The sequence below is a fragment of the Cellulosimicrobium sp. BMG9.23 genome (genome assembly GCF_059159985.1).
Genome location: NZ_JBZGBZ010000007.1, coordinates 351,998 through 375,619, shown reverse-complemented (window position 1 = coordinate 375,619; position 23,622 = coordinate 351,998). Strand labels below are relative to the sequence as shown.

The window sequence follows — 23,622 nt, the reverse complement described above, 5'->3', positions numbered from 1 at the left end:
CCCCCGCTACACATGAAGGGCCCTGATCAGCAGACACGCTGATCGGGGCCCTTCGCTTTGCCCGCCGGATCGTCGATGCGGTGTGTCGTGGGGCTGAGGTCCAGCTCGGTGAGGGTCGGGGTCTGATGGGTCACCCAGGCGTGCTATATGGTCAGCCATATAACTCTCCAGAAGGGCGCACCATGGCCATGACCAGTGTCGATCTCGACCCCCGCCTCATCGAGCGTGCCCGCGAGCTCACGGGAGAGCGGTCGAACCGCGCCGTCCTCGACCTTGCGTTGCGTCGCCTCATCGCCTCGAAGCAGAAGGGCGCGATGATCGACGGCATCGCCGGACTCGCCGACCTCCCGGAGGGCCTCGACGCTCCCGTCGTGCGCCCCGCCGAGTCCTCGTGACGGACTACCTCGTCGACAACTCCGTGTGGGCCAGGCTCGCTTCCGGTGACGAGGCCATCACCGCGCGCCTGCGGCGCGTCGAGCGCGCCCCCGCTGACCTGTTCGTCACCTGCCCGCCGCAGGTGCTCGGGTTCTGCCACAGCGCGAGGACGCCCGAGGAGCACGCGCGCTACCGCGAGCAGATCTCCCTGGGCTTTCCGCTCGAGCGCGCGCCCGACGAGTCCCTCGTCCTCGACATCCAGGTCGCGCTCTGGGGTTCCGGGCTCGTCCGCTCCGCCGGGGCGGTCGACATCCTCATCGCGGCCTACGCCATCGTCAACGGTGCGATCGTGCTCACCGCCGATCATGACTTCGACCACATCGCCCGAGTGAGCGAGCTGCAGCACGAATACGTGGCCCCGACGGCATGACGCCGGCGTCTCGCTGCCGTGCGACGTGGGCCGTGGTGTGACGCGGCCCACCTGGCCGGGGAGCGTCCGGGGGAAGCCGTGCCGGCGGGTCGGCGTTATCGTCAGTGGCCGGCGCCCGTCCCGCGGGCGCCCGACATCCGGAAGGTCACCATGCGCCGTCTGCGTCTTCGTACCCGTCCCGCACTCCTCGCCGCGATCGCGGCGACCGCGACGCTGACCCTCGCGGCCTGTTCGTCCGGCGGCACGGACGGTGGCGAGAGCGCCGCACCGGGGGACGCCGCGTCGTCGGGCGACACCACCTGCGAGGCCGGCGCGCTGCCGACGCTGACCGACGGCGTGCTGACCGTCGGAGCGGGCGAGCCCTACTCGCCCTGGTACGTCGGGGAGCCGGAGTCCGGCGAGGGCTTCGAGTCCGCGCTGATCTACGCGGTCGCCGACCGCCTCGGCTACGCGGCCGAGGACGTCCGGTGGGAGACGGTGACGTTCGAGCAGATCGTCAGCCCCGCCGTGAAGCCGTTCGACGTCGCGGCGTACCAGACGTCGATCACCGACGAGCGCAAGCAGGCCGTCGACTTCTCGAGCCCGTACCTCACGACCCGGCAGGGCGTCATCGTCATGGAGGACGGCCCGTACGCGGACGCGACGAGCCTCGCCGACCTCGAGGGCGCGCGCATCGGCGTGACGGCCGCGCAGACGAGCCTCACGCTCTCGGAGGCGGCGTTCGGCGAGGACGCCGACATCTCGCCCTACAGCGCCGCGGGGGACGGCATGCAGGCGCTGCAGTCCGGGACGATCGACGCGATGGTCATGGACGTCGACCAGGGCATGGCCGCCTCCACCGAGTACTTCCCCGACTCGGCGGTCATCGGCACGCTCCCGGACGAGGGTGTGGTCGAGCAGTACGGCCTCGTGCTCGACGTCGGCTCCCCGCTCACCGACTGCGTGTCGCAGGCGGTCGACGCGCTCGAGGAGGACGGCACGCTCGCCGAGCTGCGCACGACGTGGCTGAAGTCGGACGACGTCCCCGTCCTCGAGTGAGCGCGACGTGACCGTGCCCGACGGCGCCGCCTCGCCCGGGCGGCAGGACGCGCCGCGCGAGGCGGTCGCCGACGCGTGGTCGCCCTCCCCGCTCGCGCTCGACCGCGCCGCGTTCCGGCGCGCGCAGCGGCGACGTTCGGCGCTCGTCGCGCTCGTGAGCACCGTGATCGTCGTCGCGACGGTCGTGCTCGTCGTCGTGAACGCTCCGGGATGGGAGCGGGCCCGGACGGCGTTCTTCGACCCGGCGACGGCGTGGGAGTCGCTGCCCGCGATCCTCGAAGGGCTGTGGCTCAACCTGCGCGTGTGGGTCGCCGCCGGCGTGATCGGGACGGTCCTCGGTCTGGGACTCGCGATCGCGCGCACGAGCCGCATCCCGGCGCTGTTCCCGCTGCGTGCCTTCGCTATCGGCTACGTCGACCTGTTCCGCGGCGTCCCGCTGCTGCTGGTCCTGCTGCTCGTCGGGTTCGGGCTCCCGGCGCTGCGCCTGCCGTGGCTGCCGTCCTCGGGTGCGTTCCTCGGGGCGCTCGCGATCGTCCTCACCTACACCGCGTACATCGCGGAGGTGTTCCGGGCGGGCATCGAGTCGGTGCACCCGTCGCAGGTGGCGGCGGCGCGCTCGCTCGGCCTCACGCGCGTACAGACGACGCGGCGCGTGGTGCTTCCGCAGGCGCTGCGCAACATCACGGCGCCGCTCGCGAACAACCTGGTCGCGCTCCAGAAGGACTCCGGGCTCATCTCGGTGCTCGGCGCCGTCGACGCGATCCGCGCCGCGCAGATCGCGACGACGGGCAGCTACAACTTCACGCCGTACGTCGTCGCGGGCGTGCTGTTCTTCCTCGTGTCGTTCCCGCTCACGCGCGCGGTCGACGCCTACCAGTCGCGCCGCGGCTGGGGTCGCTCGATCGCGACCGTGAGCGGGGCGGGGGACATCCGATGAGCCACCTGCTGTCCCTGCGGGGCGTGCGCAAGACGTACCCGGCGCCGTCGGCCGGACCCGCACGTGCCCGACGGGCGCCCGCCGCGCCCGCCGCCGCCGGTGCCCACGGCGGCCCGCGCGTCGTGCTCGACGGTATCGACCTCGACGTCGACCGGCACCGCTGCGTCGTGCTGGTCGGAGCGTCGGGCTCGGGAAAGTCGACGCTCCTGCGGGTCGTCAACCTGCTCGACGACGTCGACGACGGCGAGATCCTGCTCGACGGGCAGGACGTCGCCGACCCGCGGCTCGACGCGAACGCCGTGCGCGCTCGCATGGGCATGGTGTTCCAGGCGTACAACCTCTTCCCCCACATGCGGGTCCTCGAGAACGTGACGCTCGCGCCGCGTCTCGTGCACCGGCGGTCGACGGAGGAGGCCGAGGCGGCGGCGGTCGCGATGCTGCGGCGCGTCGGTCTCGGGCACAAGTCCACCGCGTACCCCGACCAGCTCTCCGGCGGGGAGCAGCAGCGCGCGGCCATCGCGCGGGCGCTGGTGAACGAGCCCGAGCTGCTGCTGCTCGACGAGGTGACGTCGGCGCTCGACCCCGAGCTCGTCGGCGAGGTGCTCGACCTCCTCGCCGACCTGCGCGCGGAGGGCCGCACGATGCTCGTCGCGACGCACGAGATGGGGTTCGCACGCCGCGTCGCCGACGAGGTGTGCTTCCTCCACGACGGCCGCGTGCACGAGCGGGGCACTCCCGAGCAGGTGCTCGGCGACCCGCAGCGCGCGCGGACGCAGGAGTTCCTGCGCCGGCTGACCTCCTGACCCCCCGCTGTTCGTCGCCGACCACGGGATCAGCCACCGTCTGAGCACGAATCCGGTGGCTGACCCCGTGCTCGACGGTCGACGACCCCGTTCTCGACGCGAGCCGGACAGGTCGGTAGGGTGCTCGACAGCGTCGCGTGCCGGTGGCGGACTGCGTCAGGCATGGAGGCGTCGAACCCGGAAGGGGGTGCCCGTGCGCCACGTACGGACCCTTTCCTCGTTCCTCATCCATGGGTGAGGGCGAGAAGACCAGGCTGGTGGCCTGGTACGACGAGATGAAAGCCGTGCACGACCGGCTGCGACGAGCGCTCGACCTCGTGCGGGAGACCGCCGACGAGGAGGACCTCGTCGAGGACCCGACGTCAGACGGGGCGCGCGCCTACCCCGGACGCCCGGGAGGACGTCCGGCGCACGACGCCGCGCGCGCGGAGCTGCTCGTGTACTGCCGCGGCTTCTGCACGGCGTTGACCCGGCACCACACGAGCGAGGACACGACGCTCTTCCCGGAGCTCGAGCGCCGACATCCTGAGCTCGGCGCGACCCTGCGCGCGCTGCGGCAGGACCACAGCATGATCGCCTACCTGGTCACCGACCTCGAGCAGACGCTGGACCGCATGGCACGCCCGACTGGCGATGCGGCACGCCCGACGGGCGACGCGGTCCCAGACCTGCGGGCGAGCCGCGAGGCGGTCCTACGCCACCTCGACGGCGTCGGCGCGATCATGGAGTCGCACTTCCGCTACGAGGAGAGGGCGCTCGGGGACGTGCTCGCCGCGCTCGACCTCGTCGCGGACCGCGAGGGGGTGCTCGGCCCGTTCTGACCGGCCGTCGGCCGTTGGCCGGCGCAGGTCGTCAGGGCCACAGGTCACCCCGGTCACCTGTGGCCCTGACACGGCCGCGGGTCGCGGGTGGGGTGGGGGCTGCGAGAGTGGAGCCATGGTCAACCGCCTCGCCGACGCCGTGAGCCCGTACCTGCGACAGCACGCCGACAACCCGGTCGACTGGTACCCGTGGGGTCCGGAGGCGTTCGCCGAGGCGCGCCGTCGGGACGTGCCGGTCATGGTGTCCGTGGGGTACGCGACGTGCCACTGGTGCCACGTCATGGCGCGCGAGAGCTTCTCCGACGCCACGGTCGGCGACGCGCTGCGCGAGCGGTTCGTGGCCGTCAAGGTCGACCGCGAGGAGCACCCCGACGTCGACGCGAGCCTCATGGCCGCCGCGAGCGCCTTCACGCAGCAGCTCGGCTGGCCGCTCACGGTCTTCACCACGCCCGACGGCGCGCCGTTCTACGCCGGCACGTACTGGCCTCCGGTCCCCGTCCAGGGCCGGCCGGCGTTCCGTGACGTGCTCGACGCCGTCGCCCAGGCCTGGGAGCAGCGGCGTGAGCAGGTGCTCGAGACGGGGGAGGCGATCCGCGACGCGCTGCGGGAGGCGGCGGGGCAGGGCTCCCCGGGGACGCCGGACGGCTCGGTGCCGCTCCTCGCGGACCTGCCGCCCGTCGTCGCCCAGGTCCTCGACCGGCTCGAGGCGGCCCAGGACCGGCTCCACGGCGGGTTCGGCGGCGCGCCGAAGTTCCCCGTGGTGCCGGCGCTCGAGCTCCTGCTCGACGTCGCGGCATCGTCGGTCGTCGGCGCGGAAGCCGACCGGGCGCTCGTCCTCGCGGGCAGCACGCTCGACGCTCTGGCGGCGAGCCCGCTGCGCGACGTCGACGGCGGCTTCTTCCGGTATGCGACGCGGCCCGACTGGTCGGAACCGCACTACGAGCGGATGCTCTACGACAACGCGCAGCTCTTCTCCGCGTTCACGACCCTCGCAGTGCTGCGACGCTCCCGCACGCAGGGGCCCGCGAGCCCGGACCTCGCGACCGACCACACCACCGACCAGGCCACCGACCCCGCCACGGACCCCGGTGCGGGAGCCGCGGAGGTCGCGACCGGCGTCGGGCACTTCCTGCTGCGGACGCTGCGGCTGCCGGGCGGAGCGTTCGCGAGTGCCCAGGACTCGGAGTCGACGATGGACGGCCGGCGCGTCGAGGGCGGCTGGTACCTCCTCGACCCCGCCGAGCGCGCCGCGCACGAGCCCCCGCCCCTGGACACCAAGGTCCTCACCGGGTGGAACGGTCTGGCGATCGAGGCGTTCGCGCGCGCCGGGCACCACCTTGGCGACCCCGCGTTCACGGAGGCCGCGCGCGCCGCGGCGGACCACCTGCTCGACACCCACGTCCGCGCGGACGGCGTGCTCGTCCGGGCGTCGGTCGACGGCAGGGTCTCCGACGCCGTCGCGACCCTCGAGGACCACGGCGCCCTGGCGACCGCGCTGCTCACGCTCGGCGGGCTCACCGGCGAGGCGCGGTACGTCCGCGACGGGCTGCGGCTCGTCGGCGCGACCGTGTCGGACGACGGCCGGCTCCGGGCGCCCGACGGCGTCGACCCGGTGCTCACGGACCTCGGGCTCGACGCGGGCGCCGCGGCCGACCCGAGCGAGGGCGCGGTCCCGTCCGGGCCGACGTCGGCCGCGCGCGCGGCGCTCCTGGCCCACCGTCTGACCGACGAGCCGCGCTTGCGCGAGGCGGCCCGCACGCACGTCGCGGCTGCGACCGGCGCAGAGGAACGGCCGCTCGCGACCGCCGGGGTGCTGCGTCTCGCGGTGGTGCTCGCCGAGCCGGCCCACCAGCTCGTCGTCGTGGCCGAACGACACGAGCGGGACGGGTTCGTCGCCGCCGGACGGACGTGGTACCGCTCGGGCGCCGTCGTCCTCGCCGCGACGCCCGACGACGCCCGCACGCTCGCGGCCGACGGCGTGGTCGCGCTCGCCGACCGTCCGCCGGGCGCGTACCTCTGCGCCGACTTCGTCTGCCGCCTCCCCGCCCATGACCCGGACTCCCTGCGGGCGCAGCTCGAGGCCTGAGCGCGCCCGAGGACGGCGGGCACGTGGCTGCACGGTCGTCGCACGGCCGCCCCCGGACCGACGCACGTGCAGCCCTGCGGGTCCGGTCGCATGATGGGAGGACGAACCCCGACCGCACCGGCGCGGCACCGGGCGCGGCCGGGAGGCCGGAGGAGGAGTCATGAAGGCATCGGTCGGAGACAGGATCGTGACCGCCTCGGGGGTCGTGGGCGGGGCGGTGCGAGACGGCGTGGTGGTCGAGCTGCGGCACGACGACGGCACGCCGCCGTATCTCGTCGAGTGGACGGACACCGGGGAGCGCACGCTCGTGTACCCGGGCTCGGACAGCTACGTCGAGCACGTCCCGGGCGCGGAGAACGGCGGTGGGGGCACGGACACCACGAAGGTGTGGCGGGTGCAGGTGAGCCTCGTCGAGTCCGAGGGTCGCACGACGGCGGAGGCCGTCCTGGTGGCGGACTCGCCCGAGCACCTGCGCACCGTGGGTCGGGCGCGCCGCGACCCGCACGACACCGACGTCCCGCTCATCGGCGACGAGATCGCCGTCGGGCGCGCGCTCCGGCGCCTCGCGGACCGGTTGCTCGACGACGCGGAGTCGGACATCGAGTCGTCCACCGGCGCGCCCGCGCACGTCCACCTGTGACGGGCGAGCCGTCGGGGGAGCTGCCGGACCGGGCGGGCGAGCTGCGCGCCGTCGTGCAGGGTCACGTGCAAGGCGTCGGCTTCCGGTGGGCGACGCGGCAGCGGCTCCGCGCGCTCGGGCTCGACGGCGCGGCGACGAACCTGCCCGACGGCACGGTGGAGGTCGTCGCGGAGGGGCCGCGGGCCGCGCTCGACGACCTCGTCGGCTGGCTCCGGGACGGGCAGACTCCCGGCCGGGTCACCGGCGTCGAGGTCACGCGCGGCTGAATCTGCCCCGCGTATCAGCCCCGAGCACCGGACCTCCCTCCAGGAGGATCCCGGCGACGACGCCGGGCGGGCGCGGGAGGGGTCATGAAGCGGCTGGTGCTGTGCTGCGACGGCACGTGGAACTCGCCGGTGAACGCGAGCGTGTCGAACATCGAGAAGATCGCGCGGTCGGTCCGGACGGGGATCGGCCCCGACGGCGTGCAGCAGATGGTGTTCTCCATCGAGGGCGTCGGGGCGCAGGGCTACCTCGTCGACCGGCTCCTCGGCGGGGCGTTCGGGTACGGGCTGACGCGCAACGTCGTCGCCGGGTACCGCCACCTCGCGCTCAACTACGAGCCGGGCGACGAGATCTACGTCTTCGGGTTCAGCCGCGGCGCGTACACGGCGCGCAGCATCGTCGGGATGGTCGCCACGGTGGGCCTGCTCACGCAGGACGCGCTCGCGCGCGACCACCTGTGCGACGCCGAGCGCATCTACCGCCTCCAGGACGAGGACCGGCGCCGGGAGCTCGCCGCCGCCTTCCGCGCCGAGCACTGCCACGAGCACGTCCCGGTCGCGTTCCTCGGGGTGTTCGACACCGTCGGTGCGCTCGGCGTGCCCGGCCTCTCGCGCCGACGCAGCCGGTTCCACGACCTCCGGCTCTCGACGGCCGTCGAGCAGGCGCGCCAGGCGCTCGCGATCGACGACCGCCGCATCACGTACGAGCCGTGCCTGTGGGAGGTGCCCGTGTCGATGGGCGACCGGGTCAAGCAGGTGTGGTTCCCCGGCGCGCACAGCGACGTCGGGGGCGGGGCCCCGGCGCGCGCGCTGTCGGACTCCGCGCTGCTGTGGATGGTGGGCGAGGCGATCGCACGCGGGCTGTCGTTCGACGAGGACCGGCTCTTCGCCCAGCTCCGGCACGAGGACACGCTCGTGTGCCGGTTCCGACCCGGTCTGCTGTTCGGCGCGATCAACCTCGTCAAGCGGCTGCGCCACCGGCCACGGTTCCACGGCACCCTCCGCGTCCTGGCCGGCGTCCCCGTCGCCCCGGACCACGTGGATGCCGTGTACCTCGCGCAGACAGCGCAGCAGCTCACCGCGGACCCGTCGACGCCGTACGCCCGCCACGCGCGCAACGTCACCTGGTGGCGCGACGACGTGGGGGACGCGCTGGTGGATCGGGTCGAGCCGGTGCCGGGCGGCGCGCTCGAGAGCCGGCCGCTGGTGCTCGGCTGACGCGGCCGCTCGTCGCCCTGACGCGAGATCGACCCGTGGGTCGCGAGATCGACCCGCTGAAGGTCGATCTCGGAGCGCACGGGTCGATCTCGTGACAGGGCGCGACGGCGGGCGGCGTGCCATCCTGAGCCGGTGAGCGAGCAGCCCTCCGTCCGTGTCGACGCCGACCGCCTCGTCCCCTCCGACGCCCACGTGCTGGGCGATCCCGACGCCCCCGTGACGATCGTCGAGTTCGGCGACCTGGAGTGCCCGTACTGCCGCGACGCGGCGCCCGTCCTGCGCGACGTCGTCGCGTCGTCGGGCGGGCGCGTGCGCCTCGTGTTCCGCCACTTCCCGCTGTTCGAGGTCCACCCGCACGCGCTCACCGCGGCGCTCGCGGTCGAGGCCGCCGGGGCGGCGGGACGGTTCTGGGAGATGCACGAGGCGCTGTACGAGCACCAGGACGGGCTCGACGACGACGGGCTTGCCGAGCGCGCCGAGGCGCTCGGGATCCCGGCCGCCGAGGTCGTCGGCGACGAGGTGCAGCAGCACGCCGACGCCGTCCGTCGCGACTACGCCGACGCGCTCGCCCTGGGCGTCCAGGGCACGCCGACCCTCTTCGTCAACGGCGAGCGCTACCGCGGCCGCGTCACGGTCGAGGGCCTCGAGGCCGCGATCACCGCCGCCGCGACGAGGTAGTACGTGGGTTCCGCGAGGTAGTACCGGGGTCGTGCCCGACGGCGCGTGGTCGTCTTGGGTGTCACCCCTCCTGGTGCCGTCTCGCCCTGGTCTGTGGTCACCGTGACCGGGGTGCTACCTCGCCGGATCGGGGGTGCGCCAGGGCAGGGGCGGGAGGGCCGACGGCGGGCCGGCCGTGCCCGGGGAGCACAGCGGCCACCGTTCGCCGAACAGTCGCAGCGCGATCGACCCGAGCACGGCCGCGACGAGCGACCCCGCGAGGATGCCGATCTTCGCCTGCTGGATCAGCGCCTCGTCGTCGAACGCGAGCTCGGCGATGAACAGCGAGATGGTGAACCCGATGCCCGCGAGGATCGAGCCTCCGAGCAGGTGGGAAAACCTGACCCGGCCGGGCAGGTCGCCGAGGCCCAGGCGAAGCGCGAGCGCCGAGGCACCGAAGATCCCGATCGCGTTCCCGGCGACGAGCGCGACGGCCACGCCGATCGTCAGCGGCGACGTCGCGGCGACGCGCAGCGACTCGGCGTCGAGCCGGACGCCGGCGTTCGCGAGGCCGAACAGGGGCACGACGAGGTAGGCGCTCCAGGGGTGGAGCACGCGCTGCAGCTGCTCGCTCGTCGGGACGGCTGCCCGCGCGGCGAGCTCGGTGAGATGCTCGCGCGCCGCCGTCGTCTCCTGGGCGAGCCGCTTGGCGTACTTCGGGACGACGGCGACGTCGTCGGGCCGGGCGGCGCGCGACGGCACGAGGAGCCCGACGAGCACGCCCGCGAGCGTCGCGTGCACCCCCGAGGCGTAGACCGCGCCCCACAGCGCGATCCCGACGACCACGTAGGGCGCGAGCCGCCACACGCCGAGCCAGCGCAGGACGAGGATCGCTCCGACGAGCACCGCGGCGATCACGAGGCCGGGCATCCACACCGCGTCGGTGTAGAACACGGCCATCACGGTGATGGCGCCGATGTCGTCGACGACGGCGAGGGTGAGGAGGAACAGGCGCAGCTGGTCGGGGCAGCGCGGGCCGAACAGCGCGAGAATCCCGACGAGGAACGCGGTGTCGGTCGACATGACGATGCCCCAGCCGTGCTGGGCGGGCGAGCCGGCGTTGAACGCGAGGTAGATCAGGGCGGGCACGGCGAGCCCGCCGAGCGCGCCCAGCGCCGGGACCGCGAAGGTGCGGCGGTTGCGCAGCTCGCCGCTCGTCACCTCGCGGTTGATCTCGAGCCCGATGACGAGGAAGAAGACCGCCATCGCCGCGTCGTTCACCCAGTGGTGCAGGTCCATCTCGAACGACCACGGGCCGATGGTCCAGCCGGCCGTCGCGTGCCAGAGGTCCTCGTAGGCCGACGCCCACGCCGAGTTCGCCCAGACGAGGGCGATCACCGTCGCGGCGAGCAGGAGCACCGCGCCGCCCGCCTCGGTCGCGAGGAAGGACCGCAGCGACGGCGCGACGGGACGCAGCTGGATCCGCAGCGGCGGGCCCGGGCGGGCGGGTACCTGGACGATCGGGAACGACGACGGCGGGGCGGGCTCGGTCACATGGCCTCCGGGCGGGTCGGCGCGGCACAGGGGCGCCGGACGGCGGTCGCGGCATGCAGCGTCAACTCTCGCGGCCTGCCGATCCTTCCGCAACGTTCCCTGGCAGGAGACCCAGGCATCGCGTCCCGCCGGGAGACACACCATCTCGTCCACATCGTGGAAAAGAACTTCCGAAACTCTTGTGGGCTGGATCACGCGCTGCTAGCGTCGAGCGTGCCAACGGCGGGCCCGGGCCGAGCGAAGAGCTCGGTGGTCGACACGTTCGACCCGACACCGGAGACCATCTACCAGGCGGAAGAGAACGACAACTCGCCTGCAGCGGCCCGCCGGCCGACCCGGACTCGACGACGAGACCGGCACCCTCGGACGGACCCACGGACCGCTGCCCGAACCGTGGAGACTCACCATGGAATCTCTTGCCGTGGACGCAGCACACCCCCGTACGGCGGCGCCCGTCGCCAACCCCCGCTATCTCGACCGCGCGGTCGCCCTCGCCGTGGACTCCGTCGCACGCGCCGGCGGACCGTTCGGCGCCGTCGTCGTGACCGCCGACGGGCTGGTCGTCGAGGGCAACAACCGGGTCACCCAGGACAACGACCCGACCGCGCACGCCGAGGTCACCGCGATCCGGCGCGCGTGCGCCGAGATCGGCTCGTTCGACCTGTCCGGCGCGACGCTCTACTCGAGCTGCGAGCCCTGCCCCATGTGCCTCGCGTCGGCCCTGTGGGCCCGCGTCGACGCCGTGTACTTCGCCGCCGACCGGCACGACGCCGCGAGCGCCGGTTTCGACGACGCGGTGTTCTACGACTTCTTCGCCGCCGACCCGGCGGACCGGGTCATGCGCGTGGTCCACACGCGCACACCGGACGCCGTCGCCCCGTTCGACGCGTGGCGCGTCCTCGAGTCCCGGATCGAGTACTGACCGGCCCCGGCCGGCCAGCACCGCCCCACGGAAAGGACACGACGACGTGACTCTCCTCGGCACCCGGCGGAGCACCGCCGACGACGACGCCCACGACTCCCAGGCCCGGCGCGGCACCTCGAGCCGCCTCGACCGCTTCTTCCACATCAGCGCGCGCGGCTCGACCGCGGGCCGCGAGGTCCGCGGCGGCCTCGTGACGTTCTTCGCGATGGCGTACATCGTCATCCTCAACCCCCTCATCCTCGGCGGCACGAGCGCCGAGAACGCACCGGTCGACGTCGCGGGCGGCTGGCTCGCGACGGCGCAGGTCGGCGCGATGACCGGCCTCGCGGCCGGCCTGCTCACGATCCTGTTCGGCGTCGTGGCGAACCTCCCGTTCGCGCTCGCGGCCGGCCTCGGCATCAATTCGTTCCTCGCGGTCTCCGTGATCGGCGACGTCACGTGGCCCGAGGCGATGGGCCTTGTCCTCATCAACGGGCTGCTCATCGTGCTGCTCGCCGTGACGGGAGCGCGGTCGGCGATCTTCAACGCCGTGCCGCGCCAGCTCAAGGCCGCGATCACGGTCGGCATCGGCCTGTTCATCGCGTTCATCGGGTTCGTCGACTCGGGCTTCGTCACGCGGACGCCCGGCGGCCCGCCCGTGCAGCTCGGTGACGGCGGCTCGATCACGACCGTGCCGACGCTCGTGTTCGTCGTCGGCCTGCTCGTCATGGGGGTCCTCGTGGCCCGCAAGGTCAAGGGCGGCCTGCTCATCGGCCTGGTCGCGACGACGGTCCTCGCGATCGTCGTCGAAGCCGTGCTGCAGCTCGGGCCCGCCTCGGACGACAACCCGGGCGGGTGGCACCTCACGGTGCCCGAGCTGCCGAGCTCGCTCGTCTCCGTCCCGGACCTCAGCCTGCTCGGCCAGTTCTCGTTCGGCGCGTTCGACCGCATCGGCGCGCTCGCCGCGACGATGCTCGTGTTCACGCTGTTCTTCACGAACTTCTTCGACGCCATGGGCACGATGACCGGCCTCGCGAAGCAGGGCGGCCTCGCCGACGCGGACGGCAACTTCCCGCGCATCAAGTCGGCGCTCGTCGTCGAGGGCGTGGGCGCGGTCGTCGGCGGGGTGACGTCGTCGTCGTCGAACACGGTGTTCGTGGACTCCGCCGCCGGTGTCGGCGAGGGGGCGCGGACCGGACTCGCGTCCGTCGTGACGGGCGGGCTGTTCCTCGTCGCGATGTTCCTCACGCCGCTCACCGCGGTCGTCCCGATGGAGGTCGCGAGCGCAGTCCTCGTGGTCGTCGGCGCGATGATGATGCGCGAGATCAAGGAGATCGACTTCACCGACTTCTCGGTCGCGCTGCCGGTGTTCCTCACGGTCGTCACCATGCCGCTCACGTACTCGATCGCGAACGGCATCGGCATCGGGTTCGTCACGTGGGTCCTGCTGCGCACGGCGTGCGGCAAGGCGCGCGAGGTGCACCCGCTGCTGTGGGTGGTCGCCGCGGGTTTCCTCGTGTACTTCGTGCGCGGACCGCTCACCGCGGTCGTGGGAGGCTGACGCAGAGCTCCAGGAGGGTGGCCGGGTCCGGGGGGGACCCCGGTCACCCTCCGTCGCCGGAGCGGGTGTCGGCAGGGGCGCCAGCGCCGAGGGCGGCGGCGCGCCGACGCCGCACGTGCCACGTCGCGACGCCTCCTGCGCCGACCACGGCGACGAGCGCGACGACGGTCGCTACGGGACCGGCGGAGGCCACCGCACTGACGAGGGCGGACTGCGCGCGCACGGCGGCGTCGACGACCGGGTCGCCGGTGGCACCTCCGGACAGGACGCGCAGCTCGTACCAGCCGTACCAGGCCACGTAGGCGCCGGCGGCCAGCAGCAGGACGCCGGAGAGCCGGTAGACGACGGGGGCCGCCCGCCGCAGCCATCCGACCAGCCCCGCGGACGCCGTCGCCGCAGCGAGCGCGAGGACCCCCACGACCGCGCCCATCCCCAGGGCGTAGACGACGTAGACGGTGAGCGCCCCCAGCAACCCGCCGGTCCGCATCGCGCCACCGGTGACCGCCAGGAAGGGCGCGATCGTGCAGCTCAGTGACGCCAGGGCGAACGTGACGCCGTACCCGACCTGCGACCACCACGAACGACGCGGCGCCCGGCCGTAGCGGCCGAGCACGCCGATGCCCAGGCTGTGCCCGGTGAGCAGCCACACGCCGAGAGCGACGAGCGCGACACCGACGACGATCGTCACCACCGGGAGCCAGCGCTCCACGCCGACGGCGACCGTCGACAGCAGCACGCCGAACGCGGCGAACACGAGCACGAACCCCGTCGTCATGGCGAGGGTGAAGAACGCCCCGCGTCGGACCGCACCGGCCGTCGTGGCGTCCCCGTCCGGCGGCGGGCTCGCGACCAGGAGCGTGAGGTAGGCGGGAAGAAGGGCGAACCCGCACGGGTTGAACGCCGCCACGGCGCCCGCGACGAGCGCGACGGACAGGAGGACCGGATCCACCGCTCAGCCCTGAGCCAGCTGCGACGCGGCGTCGGACAGCTGGTCGTGGCCCATCGCCCCGACCACGCTGTCCCAGGAGCCGTCCGGTGCGACGAACACGTACGAGGGCTGGGAGACCACGCCGAAGTGGTTCCAGACGCTGCCGTCGCCGTCGACCAGGTGCGCGAACCCGTCGGTGCCGGTGTCGGCGACGAAGCCCTCCATCGCGTCCACCTCCCCGAGGCCGGCGACGCCCACGAAGGTGACGTCGTCGCCGAGGTCTGAAGCGATCTCGGCGACCGCGGGCGCCTCGCCCCGGCACACCGTGCACCAGGGCGCCCAGAACCACAGGACGACGGGCTCGCCGGCGAGCGACGCGAGGTCGAGCTCGCCGCCGTCGAGCGTCGGGCCCGCGACCTGTAGCACCTCCGGGACCGGCTGGGCGGCGTCAGGCGCCGGCTCCTCGCTCGCGGCTCCGTCGCTCCCGGCCCCGTCGGCGCCGGCCCCGTCGGCGCCGGCCCCGTCGGTGCCGGCCCCGTCGGTGTCGTCACCGTCGCCGGTCTTCTCGGCTGCGCCGTCGGGCTCGGTCTGGTCCTCCTCGGCGGCCGAGGTCGGGGCCGTCGTCGGCGCGGGCGCCGGATCGCCCTGCGTGCCGCAGGCGGCGAGAGACCCGGCGAGCAGGACGGCGAGCAGGGCGCGGGTCGTGCGCGACATGAGATCTCCTTCGAGGTCGACGGCCATCAGCGGCGCTGGCGCGACGCCGCCGTGGGCCTGTTCCCATCCTGACCTGTCGGAGCCGCGCGAGGGGCGGTCTCGACCTGACGGGTCCCTGACGGTGGCGTGGTGGCCGGCGGCCGGCTGCCCGCCGCAACGGCTACCGTGTCCCCATGCCCACGACGCTCGACGAGCACCGCGCCGACGTCGAGGCGCTGCTCGCGGGCCTGGCCCGGCGCGAGACGGTCACCCTCGAGGCGGCGGCGGGCCGCGTCCTCGAGGTGGACGCCGTCGCGCTCGTCCCCGTCCCGGCCTTCCGCAACGCGCAGATGGACGGGTTCGCGGTCCGGGCGTCCGACGTCGCGCCCGGCGTGACGCTCCCCGTCCGCGGGGAGGTGCCGGCCGGGGCCCGCGAGGTGGACCCCCTCGCAGCGGGAACCGCGGCGCGGATCATGACAGGTGCCCCCGTCCCCGAGGGGGCGGACGCCGTCGTCCCGGTCGAGCGCACGTCCGTCGGCGCGTTCGTCCCCGGTGAGATCCCGGAGGTGGTCCGCTTCGACGAGGCCGTCGAGGCAGGTTCGGCCGTGCGCGAGGCGGGCGACGACGTGCGCGCCGGCAGCATGCTGGTGCCCGCCGGGGCACGGCTCACGCCCGCGCGGCTGGCGGCGTGCGCGGCCGGGGGTGTCGGGGAGGTCGTCGTGCGGGCACGACCGCGGGTCGCGGTCGTCTCGACCGGCGCGGAGCTCGCGCGGCCGGGCGCACCGCTCGGGCCCGGGCAGGTGTACGACACGAACTCGCTCGCGCTCGCGGCGGCGGTCGAGCTTGCCGGGGGCGTGGTGGTCCACCGCGGGACCACGGGTGACGAGCCGGACGCGCTGGAACGAGTGCTGGAGGTCGCCGCCGCCGGGGCCGACCTGGTCCTGACCTCCGGCGGGGTGAGCCAGGGCGCCTACGAGGTGGTGAAGGACGTGCTGCGCGAGCGCGGGGTCCGGTTCCGCGGCGTCGCGATGCAGCCCGGCGGGCCGCAGGGCTGGGGGACCTTCGCCGGGACGCCCCTCGTCGCGCTCCCGGGGAACCCGGTGAGCGCGCAGGTCTCGTTCGTCGTGCTCGTGCGTGACGCGCTGCTCCGTGCCGCGGGGCTGCCGCCGGCCCCGCGCGGGCGTGCCGTGCTCGCCGACGCCGTCACCTCGCCGCCCGGACGGCGGCAGCTCCTGCGCGGGGTGCGAGATGGCGCCTCCGTGCGGCCGGTCGGCGGGGCGGGGTCCCACCTGGTGGTGACGATGGCGAGGGCGAACGTGCTGATCGACGTCCCGCAGGACGCGACCGCGCTGGCCGCGGGCGACGAGGTGGAGGTGTGGGAGCTGTGACCGAGGACCGGGATGGCGGCGCGGTGAGCCGCGTGACGACGGACGTGCTCGACGGCGCGGTGACCCTGGCCGTGGAGGGCGCCGTCGGCGGCCCCGAGTGCGGGGCGGTGGTGACGTTCCGCGGCGTCGTGCGCGGCGTCGACGACGACCGTGGCGTGACGGGGCTCGACTACGAGGCGCATCCCGACGCGACCGCCGTGCTGCGGCGCTGCGTCGACGCGGTGCAGGCCGAGACCGGCCTGCGGGTCGCGGCCGTGCACCGGTACGGCACGCTCGTCGTCGGGGACGTGGCGCTCGTCGCGGCAGCCGCGGCGGGCCACCGCCGCGAGGCGTTCGAGGCGTGCTCGCTGCTCGTCGAGCGCATCAAGGCCGAGGTGCCGATCTGGAAGCGCCAGCACTTCACCGACGGCGTGTCGGAGTGGGTGGGGCTGTAGATCAGGTGCCGCGGAGACCGCGCCGCCCGGGGTCTGCGCGGCTGGGTCAGCGCGCGGCGTGGCCGCGGTTGTCGAGCAGCATGCCGATGCCGAGGCCGACCGCGGTGCCGAGGACGAGGCCGAACCAGCTGAGGACGACGGTGCCGACGAGGGCGCCGATCGCGAGCCCGACGATGCTCTTGGTGCCGACGGTCCACGGCGCGGAGGCGGTGTCCTCGCGGTAGATCGGGAGGGCCGACACGGTGTTGTCGGGGGTCGTGGTAGTCGAGGTGGCGGGCTTCGGGGCGGGCTGGGCGGAGATCGTCGTCACGTGACCATGATAGGGTCCGCGCCTTGCGCTGACCTGGGAGAACGCGACAGGGTGACAGGGTTCACCCGGTGACGTGCAGCACCCTCGGGCGAGGCCCGGGCTGCGAGCCGTGCGCCGCGTCAGCCGCCGATCGCGCCCATGCTGCGCGCCGTCGGCGCGAACGCGTCCCGCGCCACCGGGGTGTCGCTGCCGTGCGCGAGCGGCTTCGCCCACATCGCGCCCTGCCAGGCGCGGGCGATGGCGTCGTCGCGCTCGTCCTCGCTCATGCCCTCGGAACGCAGGATCGCGCGCAGGTCGGTCTCGTCGTCGCCGAACAGGCACGAGCGGACCGTGCCCTCCGCGGTGAGCCGCGTGCGGTCGCAGTCGCCGCAGAACGAGCGCGTGACCGACGCGATGATCCCGACGGTCTGGGGGCCGCCGTCCACGAGCCACTCCTCGGCAGGGGCCGACGGGTCGTCGCGGCCGACCTCGAGCAGGTCGAAGCGCGCGCCGAGCACCGCGAGCAGGTCCTCGGCGGAGACGAGGTCGTCGCGGGTCCAGCGTCCGTCGGCGTCGAGCGGCATCTGCTCGATGAAGCGCAGGTGGCACCCGTGGTCGACCGCCCACGCGAGCAGGTCGGCGGCGCCGGCCAGGGTCTCGGGCATGAGCACCGCGTTGAGCTTGACGGGCGCGAGCCCGGCGGCGAGGGCCGCGCGGACGCCGGACAGGACGTCGGGCAGGCGGTCGCGGCGGGTGAGCCGCGCGAAGTCGTCCCGGTCGACGGAGTCGAGCGAGATGTTCACCCGGTCCAGCCCTGCCGCGACGAGCTCGTCGACGCGCTTGTCGAGCCCGATCGCGTTCGTCGTCATCGAGATCGACACGTCCGGGGCGGCGGCGCGGGAGAGGCGGAGGATGTCGGCGAGGTCGCGGCGGACGAGCGGCTCACCGCCCGTGAACCGGACGTCCGTGATCCCGAGCCGCCCGACCGCGACGCGGACGAGCCGCGCGATCTCGGCGGGCGTGAGGAGGTCGTCGCGCGCGATGGCGGGCAGGCCCTCCGCGGGCATGCAGTAGGTGCAGCGCAGCGTGCACTTCTCGGTGATCGAGATGCGCAGGTCGCGCGCGACCCGCCCGTACCGGTCGACGAGCGCCTCGGTGCGGGGGCGCTCGTCGGGCAGGTGCGTGGCGCGCGCGTCCCCGCGCACCGGTCCACGGACCTGGGGGATCCCGAGAGGGACTGCCGTCATGGCTCGATCGTAGACACCTCTCGTGACGTCCGGCACGACCGCGTGCTAGCGTGAGATTCGCTGAACGGAAGGGGAATTCCGTGCAGCGGAAGTCCAACGGCGGATTCAAGCCCTGTGTTTCCGGCGCGTCACGGCCGACGCGCCCCAGGACACGCAGGGGACTCACCGCAAGGGTTCACTGGAAGGACGCCGGCAGCGCCGGCACCCTGGCGGAAGCGAGACCACGATGCTCCACATCGTCGACCGGCTCTCCCCGTGGCTCGGCCCGGGGCAGCTCCCCTTCGCCGTCGCGACCGTCGTCGCGGCGTCCGGCTCCGTGCCACGCCCCGTCGGCACGGCGATGGCCGTGCGCGCCGACGGTGCCGTCGTGGGCAGCCTCTCCGGCGGCTGCGTCGAGGCCGCCGTGCACGCCGCGGCGCTCGACGCGATCGTCGCCGGCGCGTGCCACCGTGAGACGTTCGGCTACAGCGACGACGACGCGTTCGCCGTCGGGCTCAGCTGCGGCGGCACGCTCGACGTGCACGTCCAGCCCGTGTTCCCGGACGACGACGCCGCACGGGCGCTCCACGTGCTCGCCGCCGACGCCGGCCCCGCGGCCCTCGTGCGGCGGATCGACGGCGACCGGCGCACCGCCGTCGTGCTCGGGGCGGGTGCGACGGACCTGCCCGAGGTCGCCGCCGCGCTGGAGGGGCTCGTCGGGCCCGGTGCCGTGGACGCGGCCGCCGCGCAGGTCGTCGCGGTGCTGCGCGCGGGGGGCACCGCGACCGTGCGTACCGCTCACACGGGTCCGGAAGCGGGCGAGAACGGCGGCGCAGCGGCAGGGATCGACGGCAGCGCAGCCGGGAACGATGCCCGTGCGGCGGGGACCGCCGGCGCGGGGACCGGGACCGCCTGGTGCGACGACGCCGCCGAGCCCGTGACGTTGCTCGTCGAGACCCGCCTCCCGGCGCCGCGCTTCCTCGTGTTCGGCGCGAACGACTTCGCCGCGGCCCTCGTGCGCGGCGTGCGGCTGCTCGGCTACCGGGTCACGCTCGTCGACGCACGCGAGGTGTTCGCCGACCCCCGCCGCTTCCCGGAGGCGGACGAGGTCGTCGTCGAGTGGCCCGACCGCTATCTCGCGGCCGAGGCCGCCGCGGGGCGCCTCGACCAGCGCACCGGCGTCGCGGTGCTCACGCACGACGCGAAGTTCGACGTGCCGCTCCTGCGGCTGGCGCTCGACCTGCCGCTCGCCTACGTCGGAGCCATGGGTTCCCGGCGCTCGCACGAGCAGCGCGTGCGCGCCCTGCGTGCCGAGGGTGTCCCGGGCGCCGCGCTCGCGCGGCTGCGCTCGCCCATCGGCCTCGACCTCGGCGCCGTCACGCCGGACGAGGTCGCCGTCTCCGTCACGGCCGAGATCGTCGCCGCACGGCACGGCCGGGGCGGCGTCGTGCCCCTGAGCCAGAGCCGCGGCCCGCTGCACGCGGACCCGCCGCACGCTGACTCACCGCACGCCGTCGACCCGCACCCTGTCCCGGGACGGCCGGTCGCACCCAGCCGCACCGCACCCGAGGAGGCCTCCTGATGGACCTGAGCACCGTCACCGACCTCGTCCCGACCGCCGACCCCGCCGAGTGGCGCGAGGGTGACGCGTGGCTCGCGGGCGGCACCGTCCTGTTCTCGTACGGGAGCCAGACCCTGCGGCGCCTGCTCGACGTCACGTCGGCGGGCTGGCCGTCGCTCACCGTGACCGAGGACGGGCTCGAGATCGCCGCGACGTGCACCGTCGCCGAGCTCTACGCGTTCGAGGACTCGGCGGCCGCCGCCGCGGTGCGCGGCCGGTGGAGCGCGCTCGACCTGTTCCGCCCGTGCTGCGACGCCTTCGTCGCGTCGTTCAAGATCTGGAACACGTCGACGGTGGGCGGCAACATCTGCACGTCGCTGCCCGCGGGTCCGATGATCTCGCTCACCGCGGCGCTCGACGGCGTCGCCGAGGTGTGGGGACCAGGCGGTGCACGCCGGACGCAGCGCGTCGCGGAGCTCGTCACGGGCGAGCTGCGCAACACGCTCGCCCCGGGTGAGCTGCTCCGGTCGATCCGCGTCCCGGACCACGCCCTGCGCTCGCGGACGGCGTTCCGGCGTCTGTCGCTGTCCAACCTCGGGCGCTCCGGGGTCCTGCTGATCGGCCGGGTCGATCCACCGACCGGGCCGGAGAGCACCGGGCCCGACGGCGCGGGCGAGCTCGTGATCACCGTGACCGCTGCGACGCGGCGCCCCGTGCAGCTGCGCTTCGCACCTGGCGCTTTCCCCTCCGCCACGGACCTGACCGCCGCGCTCGACGCCGCGGTCCAGGGCGACGTCTGGCACGACGACATCCACGGCCATCCCGCGTGGCGACGCGACATGACGTACCGCCTCGCGGAGGAGATCCGTACCGAGCTGGGAGGTGACCTGTGAGCGAGAACCTGACCGTGGACGGTCGGGTCGTCACCGACGAGCCGCGCGCGGGCCAGTGCCTGCGCACGTTCCTGCGCGAGCAGGGTGCGCTCGGCGTGAAGAAGGGCTGTGACGCCGGGGACTGCGGTGCGTGCACCGTGCACGTCGACGGCGTCCCCGTGCACTCGTGCGTCTACCCCGCGCGGCGTGCCGCCGGACGCGACGTGACGACGATCGCGGGCCTCGCCGCAGCGAGCGGCGTCCCCGAGGGGGAGCTGCACCCCGTGCAGCAGCAGTTCCTCGACGCGCAGGGCTTCCAGTGCGGGTTCTGCACCGCGGGCATGATCATGACCGCCGCGACGTTCGACGACGACCAGCGCGCGAACCTGCCCCGCAACCTCAAGGGCAACCTGTGCCGGTGCACCGGGTACCGGGCGATCGGCGAGGCCGTGCTCGGCGGTGAGGCGTGCGGGCGTGAGCACCCGGCCGGTGCCGCACCCTGCGACCCCGCGCACGACGACTGGCACCCGGACCGGGGTACTACCTCGGCCGACAGGGGTACTACCTCGCGTGACCCAGGTACTACCTCGGCTGACCCAGTTACTCCTTCGGCGTTCGGGGCGGACGTGCCGGCACCTGCCGGGCGGGGCGTGGTCACGGGGACCGTGCGGTACACGCTCGACGTCGACCCGGCCGACTACCCGGGCCTGCTGCACCTGAAGCTCGTGCGCTCGCCGCACGCCCACGCGCGGGTCCTCGCGATCGACACGACCGCGGCGCTCGCCGTCCCGGGCGTCGTCGCCGTGCTCACGCACGAGGACGCCCCGGCGGCCCGGTTCTCGACCGCGCAGCACGAGCTCTTCACCGACGACCCCGACGACACGAGGATCCTCGACGACGTCGTGCGGTTCGTCGGGCAGCGCGTCGCGGCCGTCGTCGCCGAGACGGTGGCCGCAGCGGAGGAGGGCATGCGGAAGGTGCGCGTGGAGTACGAGGCGCTGCCCCCCGTCGTCGATCCCGAGCAGGCGATGACCCCGGGCGCGCCGCTCGTCCACCCGGACCTCGACGCGACGCAGGCCCGGGTCTCGCGCCCGGAGGCGAACGTCGTCGCCGAGGTGCACAGCGAGCTCGGCGACGTCGAGCGCGGTCTGGCGGAGGCCGACGTCGTGCACGAGGCCACCTACCGCACCCAGCGCGTCCAGCACGCCGCCCTCGAGGCGCACTGCTCCATCGCGTCGCTCGACGACGACGGCCGCCTCGTCGTGCGGTCCTCCACCCAGGTCCCGTTCCTCGCGCGCCGCCACCTCGCGCGCGTGCTCGACCTCGACCCGGAGCGCGTGCGGGTCTACTGCGAGCGGGTCGGCGGCGGGTTCGGCGGCAAGCAGGAGGTGCTGACCGAGGACGTCGCAGCCCTCGCCACGCTGCGCCTCGGACGTCCGGTGCAGCTCGAGCTCACGCGCACGGAGCAGTTCGTCGGCACGACGACGCGGCACCCGTTCCGCATCCGGGTGCGGGCGGGCGCACGGCGGGACGGGACGCTCACCGCGCTGCACCTCGACGTGCTGACCAACACGGGCGCGTACGGCAACCACGGCCCCGGCGTCATGTTCCACGGGTGCGGCGAGTCGCTCGCGGTGTACCGGTGCGAGAACAAGAAGGTCGACGCCCACAGCGTCTACACGAACACCGTCCCGGCGGGGGCCTTCCGGGGCTACGGGCTCTCGCAGGTGGTCTTCGCGATCGAGTCGACGGTGGACGAGCTCGCGCGGCAGCTCGACCTCGACCCGCTCGAGATGCGGCGGCGCAACGTCGTCCTCGAGGGCGAGCCGATGCTCTCCACGCACCCGACGCCCGAGGAGGACGTCCACCACGGCAGCTACGGGCTCGACCAGTGCCTCGACCTCGTCGACGACGCCCTGCGCCGCGGGCGCGAGCGCGACGACCGCGAGCTCGGCGACGAGTGGGGCGTCGGCGAGGGCACGGCCCTGTCGATGATCGACACCGTCCCGCCGCGCGGGCACTTCTCCCACGCGCGCGTGCGGCTGCGCGCGGACGGCGTCGTGGAGGCGGAGGTCGGCACGGCCGAGTTCGGGAACGGCACCACGACCGTGCACGCGCAGCTCGTGGCGTCGGCGCTCGGTCAGGACGCGTCGGACGTGGTGGTGCGCCAGTCCGACACCGACATCGTCGAGCACGACACGGGCGCGTTCGGGTCCACGGGCACGGTCGTCGCGGGCAAGGCCTCGCTCGCGGCCGCCCAGGACCTCGCCGAGACCGTCCTCAAGATCGCCGCCGGGATGGCGGGTGCGGCGGCGAGCGACTGCCGGATCGTGCCCGGCGGCGTCGCGTGCGCGGGGACGCTCGTCCCGCTCGCCGACGTGGCGCGGGCCGCGAGCGAAGCCGGGGTCGAGCTCGTCGCCGAAGGGCGCTGGGGCGGCACGCCGCGCTCCGTCGCGTTCAACGTGCACGGCTTCCGCGTCGCGGTCCACCGGGGGACCGGCGAGATCCGCATCCTGCAGTCCGTCCAGGCCGCCGACGCCGGCGAGGTCGTCAACCCGCGCCAGTGCCGCGGGCAGATCGAGGGCGGGATCGCCCAGGCGCTCGGTGCGGCACTGTACGAGGACGTCGTGGTGGACGACGCCGGGAAGGTCACGACCGACATCTTCCGCCAGTACCACCTGCCCACGTTCGCCGACGTGCCGCGCAGCGAGGTGTACTTCGCGCGCACGAGCGACTCGACCGGGCCGATGGGCGCGAAGTCGATGAGCGAGAGCCCGTTCAACCCCGTCGCGCCCGCGCTCGCCAACGCGATCCGCGCGGCGACGGGCGTGCGGTTCACGGAGCTGCCGCTCCTGCGGGACCGGGTGTACCTCGGGATGAGGGCGGTGGGCGTCCGGGCCTGACGGTCTGGGTCTGGGTCTGGATCGTGGCGGTCGGGTCCAGG

The 23,622-nt window shown here is 74.2% G+C and carries 23 protein-coding genes; 18 read left to right on the top strand and 5 right to left on the bottom strand.

Annotated features, from left to right (window positions below; translation table 11 throughout):
• The first annotated feature begins 188 nt into the window (after nt 1-188).
• The 11 genes from AC4H2G_RS14645 to AC4H2G_RS14595 all read left to right on the top strand — a co-directional run bounded on the left by AC4H2G_RS14645 (nt 189) and on the right by AC4H2G_RS14595 (nt 9,289).
• Nucleotides 189-395 carry a type II toxin-antitoxin system VapB family antitoxin gene (locus AC4H2G_RS14645; protein WP_494366451.1) on the top strand — a complete coding sequence of 69 codons (207 nt, stop codon included), beginning with the start codon at nt 189-191 and terminating at the stop codon, nt 393-395.
• Nucleotides 392-805, top strand: a complete 414-nt coding sequence (locus tag AC4H2G_RS14640; protein WP_494366450.1) for a PIN domain-containing protein — start codon at nt 392-394, stop codon at nt 803-805. The genes AC4H2G_RS14645 and AC4H2G_RS14640 overlap by 4 nt, the downstream gene beginning before the upstream one ends.
• A gap of 150 nt (nt 806-955) precedes the next feature.
• A complete protein-coding gene (locus tag AC4H2G_RS14635; protein WP_494366449.1) occupies nt 956-1,843 on the top strand; it encodes an ABC transporter substrate-binding protein in 888 nt (295 codons plus the stop codon).
• Nucleotides 1,844-1,850: 7 nt separating this feature from the next.
• On the top strand, nt 1,851-2,780 hold the full coding sequence (locus AC4H2G_RS14630; RefSeq protein ID WP_494366448.1) for an amino acid ABC transporter permease: 930 nt from the start codon (nt 1,851-1,853) through the stop codon (nt 2,778-2,780).
• Entirely contained in the window at nt 2,777-3,583 is an 807-nt protein-coding gene (locus tag AC4H2G_RS14625; RefSeq protein WP_494366447.1) for an amino acid ABC transporter ATP-binding protein, read from the top strand. Before AC4H2G_RS14630 ends, AC4H2G_RS14625 begins: the two co-directional genes overlap by 4 nt.
• Before the next feature lie 257 nt (nt 3,584-3,840).
• Nucleotides 3,841-4,404 (top strand): hemerythrin domain-containing protein, encoded by a 564-nt coding sequence (locus AC4H2G_RS14620; RefSeq protein ID WP_494366446.1) that lies wholly within the window; start codon nt 3,841-3,843, stop codon nt 4,402-4,404.
• A 115-nt stretch (nt 4,405-4,519) separates the two neighbouring features.
• Nucleotides 4,520-6,490 carry a thioredoxin domain-containing protein gene (locus AC4H2G_RS14615; RefSeq protein ID WP_494366445.1) on the top strand — a complete coding sequence of 657 codons (1,971 nt, stop codon included), beginning with the start codon at nt 4,520-4,522 and terminating at the stop codon, nt 6,488-6,490.
• Nucleotides 6,491-6,650: 160 nt separating this feature from the next.
• Nucleotides 6,651-7,130 (top strand): dsRBD fold-containing protein, encoded by a 480-nt coding sequence (locus AC4H2G_RS14610; RefSeq protein WP_251153167.1) that lies wholly within the window; start codon nt 6,651-6,653, stop codon nt 7,128-7,130.
• On the top strand, nt 7,127-7,396 hold the full coding sequence (locus AC4H2G_RS14605; RefSeq protein WP_494366444.1) for an acylphosphatase: 270 nt from the start codon (nt 7,127-7,129) through the stop codon (nt 7,394-7,396). Before AC4H2G_RS14610 ends, AC4H2G_RS14605 begins: the two co-directional genes overlap by 4 nt.
• 84 nt (nt 7,397-7,480) lie before the next feature.
• On the top strand, nt 7,481-8,611 hold the full coding sequence (locus AC4H2G_RS14600; RefSeq protein WP_494366443.1) for a T6SS phospholipase effector Tle1-like catalytic domain-containing protein: 1,131 nt from the start codon (nt 7,481-7,483) through the stop codon (nt 8,609-8,611).
• 132 nt (nt 8,612-8,743) lie between these two features.
• The gene (locus AC4H2G_RS14595) at nt 8,744-9,289 is read left to right on the top strand and encodes a DsbA family protein (protein WP_494366442.1); all 546 of its coding nucleotides are present in this window, start codon (nt 8,744-8,746) and stop codon (nt 9,287-9,289) included.
• A 114-nt stretch (nt 9,290-9,403) separates the two neighbouring features.
• On the opposite strand, the gene nhaA is transcribed toward AC4H2G_RS14595, so the two are convergent.
• The gene (gene nhaA, locus AC4H2G_RS14590) at nt 9,404-10,822 is read right to left on the bottom strand and encodes a Na+/H+ antiporter NhaA (protein ID WP_494366441.1); all 1,419 of its coding nucleotides are present in this window, start codon (nt 10,820-10,822) and stop codon (nt 9,404-9,406) included.
• Nucleotides 10,823-11,228: 406 nt separating this feature from the next.
• On the opposite strand from nhaA, the gene AC4H2G_RS14585 reads away from it, so the two are divergent.
• The gene (locus AC4H2G_RS14585; protein ID WP_494366440.1) at nt 11,229-11,744 is read left to right on the top strand and encodes a nucleoside deaminase; all 516 of its coding nucleotides are present in this window, start codon (nt 11,229-11,231) and stop codon (nt 11,742-11,744) included.
• A 46-nt stretch (nt 11,745-11,790) separates the two neighbouring features.
• On the top strand, nt 11,791-13,287 hold the full coding sequence (locus AC4H2G_RS14580) for an NCS2 family permease (RefSeq protein ID WP_494366439.1): 1,497 nt from the start codon (nt 11,791-11,793) through the stop codon (nt 13,285-13,287).
• 43 nt (nt 13,288-13,330) lie between these two features.
• On the opposite strand, the gene AC4H2G_RS14575 is transcribed toward AC4H2G_RS14580, so the two are convergent.
• Both AC4H2G_RS14575 and AC4H2G_RS14570 read right to left on the bottom strand, forming a co-directional pair.
• Entirely contained in the window at nt 13,331-14,236 is a 906-nt protein-coding gene (locus tag AC4H2G_RS14575) for a cytochrome c biogenesis CcdA family protein (RefSeq protein ID WP_494366438.1), read from the bottom strand.
• Between the two features lie 3 nt (nt 14,237-14,239).
• The gene (locus AC4H2G_RS14570) at nt 14,240-14,929 is read right to left on the bottom strand and encodes a redoxin domain-containing protein (RefSeq protein ID WP_494366437.1); all 690 of its coding nucleotides are present in this window, start codon (nt 14,927-14,929) and stop codon (nt 14,240-14,242) included.
• Nucleotides 14,930-15,102: 173 nt separating this feature from the next.
• Here AC4H2G_RS14570 and AC4H2G_RS14565 point away from each other — a divergent pair, with 173 nt between their 5' ends.
• Complete coding sequence (locus AC4H2G_RS14565; RefSeq protein WP_494366436.1) at nt 15,103-16,296, top strand: molybdopterin molybdotransferase MoeA; 1,194 nt, start codon at nt 15,103-15,105, stop codon at nt 16,294-16,296.
• Nucleotides 16,284-16,730 carry a molybdenum cofactor biosynthesis protein MoaE gene (locus AC4H2G_RS14560; protein ID WP_494366435.1) on the top strand — a complete coding sequence of 149 codons (447 nt, stop codon included), beginning with the start codon at nt 16,284-16,286 and terminating at the stop codon, nt 16,728-16,730. Before AC4H2G_RS14565 ends, AC4H2G_RS14560 begins: the two co-directional genes overlap by 13 nt.
• A gap of 46 nt (nt 16,731-16,776) precedes the next feature.
• Here the strand turns inward: AC4H2G_RS14560 and AC4H2G_RS14555 are convergent, their stop codons facing one another.
• On the bottom strand, nt 16,777-17,040 hold the full coding sequence (locus AC4H2G_RS14555; RefSeq protein ID WP_494366434.1) for a hypothetical protein: 264 nt from the start codon (nt 17,038-17,040) through the stop codon (nt 16,777-16,779).
• 119 nt (nt 17,041-17,159) lie between these two features.
• A complete protein-coding gene (gene moaA / locus AC4H2G_RS14550) occupies nt 17,160-18,266 on the bottom strand; it encodes a GTP 3',8-cyclase MoaA (protein WP_494366433.1) in 1,107 nt (368 codons plus the stop codon).
• Between the two features lie 226 nt (nt 18,267-18,492).
• On the opposite strand from moaA, the gene AC4H2G_RS14545 reads away from it, so the two are divergent.
• From AC4H2G_RS14545 to AC4H2G_RS14535, 3 genes are read left to right on the top strand one after another with little or no spacing between them, the layout of a single operon-like run.
• The gene (locus AC4H2G_RS14545; protein WP_494366432.1) at nt 18,493-19,827 is read left to right on the top strand and encodes an XdhC family protein; all 1,335 of its coding nucleotides are present in this window, start codon (nt 18,493-18,495) and stop codon (nt 19,825-19,827) included.
• Complete coding sequence (locus AC4H2G_RS14540) at nt 19,827-20,699, top strand: FAD binding domain-containing protein (protein WP_494366431.1); 873 nt, start codon at nt 19,827-19,829, stop codon at nt 20,697-20,699. Before AC4H2G_RS14545 ends, AC4H2G_RS14540 begins: the two co-directional genes overlap by 1 nt.
• On the top strand, nt 20,696-23,581 hold the full coding sequence (locus tag AC4H2G_RS14535; RefSeq protein WP_494366430.1) for a molybdopterin-dependent oxidoreductase: 2,886 nt from the start codon (nt 20,696-20,698) through the stop codon (nt 23,579-23,581). Before AC4H2G_RS14540 ends, AC4H2G_RS14535 begins: the two co-directional genes overlap by 4 nt.
• Nucleotides 23,582-23,622 lie beyond the last annotated feature (41 nt).

Coding starts and splice junctions, on each gene's coding strand:
- AC4H2G_RS14645 (WP_494366451.1), top strand. CDS start 189: ATGACCAGTGTCGATCTCGACCCCCGCCTCATCGAGCGTGCCCGCGAG.
- AC4H2G_RS14635 (WP_494366449.1), top strand. CDS start 956: ATGCGCCGTCTGCGTCTTCGTACCCGTCCCGCACTCCTCGCCGCGATC.
- AC4H2G_RS14625 (WP_494366447.1), top strand. CDS start 2,777: ATGAGCCACCTGCTGTCCCTGCGGGGCGTGCGCAAGACGTACCCGGCG.
- AC4H2G_RS14615 (WP_494366445.1), top strand. CDS start 4,520: ATGGTCAACCGCCTCGCCGACGCCGTGAGCCCGTACCTGCGACAGCAC.
- AC4H2G_RS14610 (WP_251153167.1), top strand. CDS start 6,651: ATGAAGGCATCGGTCGGAGACAGGATCGTGACCGCCTCGGGGGTCGTG.
- AC4H2G_RS14600 (WP_494366443.1), top strand. CDS start 7,481: ATGAAGCGGCTGGTGCTGTGCTGCGACGGCACGTGGAACTCGCCGGTG.
- AC4H2G_RS14585 (WP_494366440.1), top strand. CDS start 11,229: ATGGAATCTCTTGCCGTGGACGCAGCACACCCCCGTACGGCGGCGCCC.
- AC4H2G_RS14570 (WP_494366437.1), bottom strand. CDS start 14,929: ATGTCGCGCACGACCCGCGCCCTGCTCGCCGTCCTGCTCGCCGGGTCT.
- AC4H2G_RS14565 (WP_494366436.1), top strand. CDS start 15,103: ATGCCCACGACGCTCGACGAGCACCGCGCCGACGTCGAGGCGCTGCTC.
- moaA (WP_494366433.1), bottom strand. CDS start 18,266: ATGACGGCAGTCCCTCTCGGGATCCCCCAGGTCCGTGGACCGGTGCGC.
- AC4H2G_RS14545 (WP_494366432.1), top strand. CDS start 18,493: ATGCTCCACATCGTCGACCGGCTCTCCCCGTGGCTCGGCCCGGGGCAG.
- AC4H2G_RS14540 (WP_494366431.1), top strand. CDS start 19,827: ATGGACCTGAGCACCGTCACCGACCTCGTCCCGACCGCCGACCCCGCC.